This window comes from Trinickia violacea (assembly GCF_005280735.1).
GTDB lineage: Bacteria > Pseudomonadota > Gammaproteobacteria > Burkholderiales > Burkholderiaceae > Trinickia_A > Trinickia_A violacea.
Genome location: NZ_CP040078.1, coordinates 3687238 through 3695250, shown reverse-complemented (window position 1 = coordinate 3695250; position 8013 = coordinate 3687238). Strand labels below are relative to the sequence as shown.

General features: G+C 64.3%; 6 protein-coding genes. 3 read left to right on the top strand and 3 right to left on the bottom strand.

What is annotated here, in order from left to right:
• Window positions 1-288: 288 nt before the first annotated feature.
• On the top strand, window positions 289-651 hold the full coding sequence (locus FAZ95_RS38665) for a hypothetical protein (RefSeq protein ID WP_137337535.1): 363 nt from the start codon (window positions 289-291) through the stop codon (window positions 649-651).
• 151 nt (window positions 652-802) lie between these two features.
• Here the strand turns inward: FAZ95_RS38665 and FAZ95_RS38660 are convergent, their stop codons facing one another.
• Entirely contained in the window at window positions 803-2167 is a 1365-nt protein-coding gene (locus tag FAZ95_RS38660; RefSeq protein ID WP_137337534.1) for a sensor domain-containing diguanylate cyclase, read from the bottom strand.
• Between the two features lie 288 nt (window positions 2168-2455).
• Between FAZ95_RS38660 and FAZ95_RS38655 the strand changes: the two genes are divergently transcribed.
• On the top strand, window positions 2456-4495 hold the full coding sequence (locus FAZ95_RS38655; RefSeq protein ID WP_137337533.1) for a M3 family metallopeptidase: 2040 nt from the start codon (window positions 2456-2458) through the stop codon (window positions 4493-4495).
• Between the two features lie 79 nt (window positions 4496-4574).
• Here FAZ95_RS38655 and FAZ95_RS38650 read toward each other — a convergent pair whose 3' ends face one another.
• The gene (locus FAZ95_RS38650) at window positions 4575-5480 is read right to left on the bottom strand and encodes a LysR family transcriptional regulator (protein ID WP_137337532.1); all 906 of its coding nucleotides are present in this window, start codon (window positions 5478-5480) and stop codon (window positions 4575-4577) included.
• A 176-nt stretch (window positions 5481-5656) separates the two neighbouring features.
• Here FAZ95_RS38650 and FAZ95_RS38645 point away from each other — a divergent pair, with 176 nt between their 5' ends.
• The gene (locus FAZ95_RS38645) at window positions 5657-6967 is read left to right on the top strand and encodes an aspartate aminotransferase family protein (protein ID WP_137337531.1); all 1311 of its coding nucleotides are present in this window, start codon (window positions 5657-5659) and stop codon (window positions 6965-6967) included.
• On the opposite strand, the gene FAZ95_RS38640 is transcribed toward FAZ95_RS38645, so the two are convergent.
• Window positions 6964-8004 (bottom strand): VTT domain-containing protein, encoded by a 1041-nt coding sequence (locus FAZ95_RS38640; RefSeq protein WP_137337530.1) that lies wholly within the window; start codon window positions 8002-8004, stop codon window positions 6964-6966. The two genes, FAZ95_RS38645 and FAZ95_RS38640, sit on opposite strands and share 4 nt — an antisense overlap.
• Between the last annotated feature and the right edge of the window lie 9 nt (window positions 8005-8013).

Here is an 8013-nt window from a genome sequence, read left to right as displayed (position 1 = left end):
TTTTCCCCGCATTGTGGTCAGATTATTATCTGTAGCGTTTTATTGAGTGCTTTGACGCCGTGTGTATTCTAGCGATTGTCAACCATCTACAGGTCGTCTTTGATTGTCTCAAGTTGGCCGAGGCTGCCCCTTGAATCGATCCTCATGCGAGAGTCCCCCCTCACGGCGAGAGATGGCCACTGTCCATACTCCGCACCCACACCTTCCCCGGCCTAAGAAAATCCCTACAAAAAATTCCACCTTTCCCGAATTAGCGTTAAGCCATTATCCGTTGTGCACGAAAGCGGCTTGAAGGATGATCCATGCGTTAATCGTCGCTTCTTCCGCTGCACCGGAGTCGTTTTGATCGAGTCGAGCCAACCGGATCGGGCTGAGCAAATATTGAAGTCGGTGGAGCGACTTACGGAGTCGAACGGCCAGGCCGCTCTGCGCTTCGGGGCTCGGATGCTGGTTTTGTGCCAGTTCGTCGACGCCGTGCTGCCGCAATTGAGCATCGCGCAACGCACCGCAGTCACCACGCAATTCCGGCGGGGCGTCGAAACGGTCCTGTCATTCACCGACGATGTCGCCTTGCCTGCCGCCTATTACGCGACCTTGCTGGAACAAACGAATGTCCTGCTGACAGCCCTCGAAACGGAGGGCGCCGCATAGCGATCGATCGCTTTCCGTGGATGAACCTATTTCTCTCGGATTCCGGTTTCCTGGGCCGGAATCTTCTGGCGCCGTGCTTGCACGGCGCCTTTTTTATGTGCAGCCGTATTTCATCTCTCGCGCCGATTGCGCCGGGTGGACGCAAAGCCCGTCATTCCGCCCCGGCGCGCTGTACCCGGTTGCGTCCCGCTCGCTTGGCGGCGTAAAGCGCGGCGTCCGCCGCGCTGACCAGTTCGTCGGGGCTCGCCAGCATGCCATGCTCGTGGGTGGCGCAACCCGCGCTGACCGTCACGCAGCCGAGCTGCGTCGGCGCGCCCAAGCCCAGCAGCACCACCGCTTGCCGTGCCCGCTCGGCGATGGCAGAAGCGGCCTGTGCGTCCGTATCGGGCAACACGAGGGCAAACTCCTCGCCGCCGAAGCGCGCCACGAAATCGGACGGGCGGCGCACGACGCCAGCGAGCGCGTTCGCCACCGCCTTCAGGCAGGCATCGCCTTGAAGATGGCCGTATTCATCGTTGTAGCGCTTGAAGTAGTCGACATCGAACATGATGAGAGACAGCGGTGACGCGCTACGTTTCGCGCGGTCGAATTCTTTGCGTAATTGGTCGTTGAAGTAAGTGCGGTTGTAAATGCGCGTCAGCGCATCGAGCACGGAGCTTTGCAGCAGCGACGCGTACGCCTCGGACATCCGCCGGTAGAGCACCGTCACCTCCCAAACCAGCACGCAGACCAGGATGCCCGGAGCAAGCATGCTGAAAACGCGCCCGATGTACCAGCCGACCGTGAAGCGATCCGCACTGAGCAGATTGAGGCAGGTGTCGATGAAGCAGGTGAGCACGGCGATCGCGAGCCACAGGTCGAGCAGGGAGCGCAGCCGGCCCGTCGACAGCACGACGACGATCGCGACGAGGTTGAGCAGCAGGATGACGAGCGCCGTGTGATCGCTCGAAAGATTGCCGGCGTCGGCGGCGGGGTTCAGTGCCTGCGGCAGAGGCAGATGGATCGCGATTGCGCCGAGCACGACGGCAATCGCCACCGGGCCGCCGATCAGGGCCCAGGCCCACGAATTGACGTGCGCGGGATTGACGGGCCGCTGTTTGACTCGCTCGCGGATCAAGGCGGCCAGCATCACGAGCAGCGGAAAGCCGCCGTGCCAGAACACCCAGATCCACCCGGAACTGTGCGGCCCCGCGCCGAAGAGGCCGGAAGGCGTGATGACACCGGGAAACGTCAGCAGCTGCAAGGCCACGGCGACGGCCGTGTAGGCATAGGCGCCGCCGAGCGCGCAGAGCATCAATTGACGCGTTGCGGCAAAACGGGCGCTGAGGAGAAACGCGGCGATGCATGCGGTGGTGAACACCGTGAGCGCGCACATCGGCAGGAACGGGGCAACGGGCGGCAGCGCAAGTTGCGCGCGCGGCGCCGCGATCGCCAGCGTGAGCAGGATGAGCAGCGCGAAGACGCCGGCAACCGCCGCCTGTTTGCGCGTCGCGCGCTGTATCAGCAAGTCTTCCATCCCACGTGTCCCGTTTGTTGTTGTGCTGTCTTGGCTGTCGGCGAGCAATGCGGTGTTGGTTGCGGCCGGTCCTGGATTTGTTGTTCTCGCCTACAGGCGGGTTATTTTCCTACAAATCGAACCGCGATTGATGGTGGTTTGCACTTAGAAAGCGCGTACGCGTTGTCTAATGGTTCAAGTGCAGACCCCGGCGCTAGAGCCCTCCTTCGCGAAGGCGCGCCTGCGGCGGCGCGCGCGCTGGCATATCATGTCCGATTCCTGAAGCTGACCGCCCACAAGGCAATCGACATGAACGAGTCCAGCAACCCGCTGCTGCAAGATTGGCAAACCCCCTACCAGTTGCCGCCGTTTGCGCAAATTCAACCCGAACACTTCATTCCGGCCTTCACGACGCTGTTCGCCGAGCATCTCGCCGAAATCGATGCGTTGGCAACGAATTCCGCCGCGCCCACGTTCGACAACACGGTCGCCGCATTCGATGCCGCCGGCGCGCGCCTCCAGCGTGTGCAACTGGTCTTCGAAAACCTTTGCTCGTCGGAGGCGCCGCCCGAGCTGCAGGCGGTCGAGCGCGACATGGCGCCGCTCCTGGCCGCGCACGCGAGCAAGGTCTCGATGCACGCGGGCTTCTTTGCGAGGCTCGATGCCGTTCACCGGCAAGCCGCCGCGTTGTCGTTGAGCGAAGAGCAGCAGCGCTTGCTCGAGCGTCTGCATACCGATTTCGTGCGTACCGGCGCGACGCTGAAAGGCGCCGCACGCGAGCGCTTTGCCGCGATCGCGGAGCGTCTCGCGAATCTGCAAACGCAGTTCGCGCAAAACGTGCTCGCCGACGAATCGAGCTACCAGCTGCCCCTGAAAACCGAGGCCGACCTCGCGGGCCTGCCCGAATTTCTGCGCGAGGCCGCGAAGAGCGCCGCACAGGAGCGCGGCGTCGACGGCCACGCGATCACGCTGTCGCGCTCGCTGGTGCTGCCGTTTCTCACGTGGTCCACGCGCCGCGATCTGCGCGAGGCCGCGTGGCGCGCGTGGACCGGCCGCGGCGAAACGCCGGAGCGCGACAACCGTCCGCTCGCGCGCGAAATCCTGGCGCTGCGCCACGAACAGGCGCAATTGCTCGGCTACGACAGCTACGCCGACTACGCGCTCGTGGACCGGATGGCGGGCAAGCCGTCGGCGGTCTATGACTTGTTCCGGCAGGTGTGGGAGCCCGCCAAGGCCAGCGCGCGCGAAGAGCGCAAGGCGCTGGTCGAGCAAGCCGCGGCGCTCGGCGAACCCACCGGCATCGAACCGTGGGATTGGTACTACCTCGCCGAAAAAGTCCGCGCCGAACGCTACGCCCTCGACGATGCGCAGGTGAAGCCGTATTTCAGCCTCGACGCGATGATCGGCGCGATGTTCGATTGCGCGGGCCGCTTGTTCGGCCTGCAGTTCGTCGAGCAAGCCGGCGTGCCGCTCTATCACCCGGATGTGCGTGTGTGGGAAGTGCGCGGCGACGGCGAGCTGGTGGGCATCTTCCTCGGCGACAACTACGCGCGGCCCAACAAGCAGGGCGGCGCGTGGATGAGCGTCTATCGCCATCAGTCGAAGAACGGCAGCAAGTCGATTCCGATCGTGGTGAACAACAACAATTTCGCGCGCGGCGGCGACGGCCCGACACTCCTGGGTTTCGACGACGTCCGCACGCTGTTCCATGAGTTCGGCCATGGCTTGCACGGCTTGTTGTCCGACGTGAGCTACGCGCGTCTGTCGGGCACGCAAGTGCCGCGCGATTATGTCGAGCTGCCTTCGCAATTGATGGAAAACTGGGCGACGGTGCCGGAAGTGCTCGCCAAGCACGCGCGTCATGTGAAGACGGGCGAGCCGATTCCTGCCGCGCTGATCGAGCGCATCCGCGCGTCGCAGACGTTCAATCAGGGTTTCGATACGGTCGCGTACACGTCGTCTGCGCTGATCGATATGGCGCTGCACCTGCAGGAAAACCCGGCCGGTATCGATATCGCCACATTCGAAGCGGAAGAGCGCGAGCGCCTCGGCGTGCCGCGCGAAATCGGCATGCGGCACCGCCTGCCGCATTTCGGGCACGTGTTCAGCGGCTCGTACTATGCGGCGGGCTACTACGTCTACATGTGGGCGGAAGTGCTGGAGGCCGAGGCGTTCGATGCGTTCGAGGAAGCGGGCAACGCGTTCGATCCGGCGTTGGCCGAAAAGCTGCATCGCTACATTTACAGCGCGGGCGATAGCCGCGAAGAGCGCGCGGCGTTTCGCGCGTTCCGCGGACGCGATCCGCAAGCGGCGCCGATGTTGCGCAAGCGGGGGTTGCTGGCGGCTTGAGGTTTGCGCGGCAAGCCGAGCGAGCCGGGCAAGCGCAAAGCAATCGATGAAGCGGGCACTGCGGTGCCCGCTTTTTTAATTATCGATCTCCGGCTTCGCTGTGACGGCAGATTTCCTGCCAAAGCGCTTCTACGCCAGGCTGTCGGCTGCCCGCCGCCTTATACGCGCAGATCGACACCTCGACATTCCATTTCCCATCGCCGAGCGCGACGAGATCCCATCCCCGGTCCGATTCAAACGAGCTGTCGGCGAGCCAGGCGACGCCGAGACCGCTCGACGCCAAATCGCCGAGCACGTCGGACATTTCTGCTTCGAAAACGCGGACCCCCGAGATTTTTTCGGACGCTTGCTCCATGGCGATCTCGACGACGCGCGCGAAATACACGGTCGGCGAATACATGAGAAGCGGCAGCGGCTGCGCCTGCGTGCCGGGCATTCGCAGGCGGCCGCTTTCGACTTCCGCGCGCGCCGCATAGGGCCGCACGACCTCGGTGCCCAACGTCACCTGTTCGTAGCGCGCCTCATCGATACGGATCGGATGCTGCGCCTGCTGGAAGCAGATCAGCAGATCGACCGCGCCCGACATCAACGCCGACACTGTGTCGTGCACGTTGCCGAGCTCGAGGCTGCAGGTCAGCGGCTGGCCGCTCGACCAGCGCTTCCACCACGCGGGAAGCCGCGTCGTCGCCAACGCATACGGCAGCGCGATGCGGACGTGATTGCGCGTATCCGCGGCACCGAGTTCCGCTTTGGCGTCCGCGAGCTTGGCCGTCACCTCGGCGGCGGTTTGGCGGAATCGCTCGCCGGCATCGGTGAGGGTCGTGGGAAACGCGTTGCGGTCGACGAGCTTCACGCCGAGCCATTGTTCGAGACCTTGGATGCGCCGGCTGAACGCGGCTTGCGACAGATTGCGTATCTCGGCGGCTTTGGTGAAGTTGCGCACCTCGGCAAGCGTGAGGAAGTCCTGAAACCACCGGGTGTCCATCTGAGGCTCCGTGAGGGAAACAGGGTTGGCGTAGAGCGTCATGCAAGAAACGCAGCATGCGATGCGTATGGCGCATGAGCCGTGGATGCGAATTCAACATTGGACGCTGCAGTGCAGGGATTGATAACGTCGTTGCATCCGCATCGATGATGCATTTTCCAACAGGACATGGGCTCATGAAACACGATCTTCGCGCCGCTGCAAAGGAATTCCTGGTCCGCTACGGCGGCGACACGTTCCCGAATCTGTTCCGCTCGGCCAGGGGCGCGATCGTGGTCGACGACACCGGCCGCGAGATTCTCGACTTCACGTCAGGCCAGATGTGCGCCACGATCGGCCACAACCATCCGGCGATCGTGGAGGCCGTCAATCGCGCAGGGCAGGAGGCGTTCCACCTGTTCAGCGGGATGATTCCGGAAGTCGTGGCCGAGCTGGCCGAGCGCCTTGCGCGCGAGTGGATGAACAGCCCGTTGAAGAAATCGATCTTCGTCAACACGGGGGCGGAAAGCAACGAGGTCGCGCTGCGCATGGCGAAGATGTTCACCGGCGGCTACGAGGTGCTCGCGGTGGGCGGCTCGTGGCATGGCGTGACGGCCGGCGCAAGCAGCGTCTCGTTTGCGAGCGACCGCAAGGGCTATGGCGTGCCGCCGCCGGGCGTGTTCGTGATGCCCGAGCCGAACGAATATCGTCCCTATATCAAGGGGCTTTCTGGCGAAGCATCGGCGCTCGCGTGTCTGGAACTGGGCCTCAAAATGTTCGACATGGCAACGACTGGGCGCGGCGCCGCGATCATCGTCGAGCCGATCATCAGCGCGGGCGGCGTGCTGGTGCCGCCGAAATCGTACATGCAGGCGCTGCGCCGCGCGGCCGACGAGCGCGGCATGCTGCTCATCTTCGACGAGGCGCAAACCGCGTTTGGGCGCATCGGTCATCGGACAGCTTCGGATTATTTCGGCGTCCTGCCGGACATCATGAGCGTGTCGAAGACGATGGGCGGCGGCTTGCCGCTTGCCGCCACGATCACCACCGAGAAGATCGAGGAAGACGTCCACGAGAAAGGCTTCACGTACTACACGAGCCACGTGTCCGATCCGCTTCCGGCGCGTGTCGGGCTCGCCGTGCTCGATACGATCGTGAAAGAGGATCTGATCGCTCGCGCACGCACGACGGGCGCTTATCTACGCAACCGGTTGCTCGAATTGCAAGCGCGCTACGAAGTGATCGGCGACGTGCGCGGCGAAGGCATGCTGCTTGGCATCGAGCTCGTGAAGGACCGCGAATCGCGGCTTCCTCATCACCCGTTGGGCGCGCTCACCACGCAGCGGTGCTTCGAATTGGGCCTGAGCATGAACATTCGGCGGCGGCCCGAGCGCGGATCGGTCTGGCGCATCGCGCCGCCGCTCACCGTGTCGCACGATGAGATCGATCGCGGGATTTCGATTCTCGATCAGGCATTGCGCGAAAGTCTGGACCGCCTTGCGGCCTAAGTGCGCGGCCGCTTGGGCGCGATGCATCGCACGGTGAGCGGGGTTTGCTCGAGCGGCACGTCTGGTGCGTTCGATGTTTCAATGCCGTCCGCGTCGACGTGTGACGAAGTGCTGATCGGATAGCCGCGCCGCCGCCACGCATCGAGATCGCCCTTGACGGTGCGAATGCGCGTGAACCCTTTCTCGCGCATCTTCCGGCCGATCTCGTCGGCGGTGGCGTGATCCGGGCAAACGCAGTAGACCACGGCATCGTCGGCGGCGAGCGCCTCATCGACCTTGTCCGCGCAAGTCGGATCGAGCGGTGTGGCACGCGGAATGCGATGCGCCGCGTGGCTTCGAATCGGCTCGGGACGCGCATCGAGCACGACGGGCGACGGCGCGGCGAGCGCCCACTGGGCCTCCATCGCATGCGCGGCGCGCCGTATCCGCACGAGCATCCGGCGCATGCGCCAGCGTTGCATCAGGCGCAGCACGAAGTATCCCGCGAGGACGGCGGCGACCACATCGACGAGCGTGGCGCCATGGCCTCTGACGATGCTCAGCAACAGGTGTAATTCGTTTTCCACGACCACGCCGCCGAGCAGCCAGCACGCCGCCCACGTCGTGGCGCTCACCACGTCCCAGGCTAAAAAGATGCGCGTATCGACGCGCGTCGTGCCCATCAGCGGCGGCGTAATGAACGCGAGGCCGGGGACGAATTTTGACACGGCCGTGATCGACACGCCGAAGCGCTCGAACAGCGAGCGCGCCGCGCGCACGGTGACCCCGATGTACGGCGACAGCCGCGCGAGCGCCTCGAACACGCGCTCGCCGTAGCGGCGGCCTGCGGCGAACCACACGCCGTCGCCGGCGAGCGCGCCGCACACCGCGCCGAGCAGCACGGGCCAGAACGACAGCGTGTGGCTCGCGATCGCCGTGCCCGCCAGCACCAGAATCGGCACGGCCGGGATCGGAACGCCGAGCCGCGTCAACAGCACGTTCAGAAAGACGACTCCGGCGCCCCAGCTTGCAATCATCGCAGGAGGAATGGGATGCATGGGCTTCGA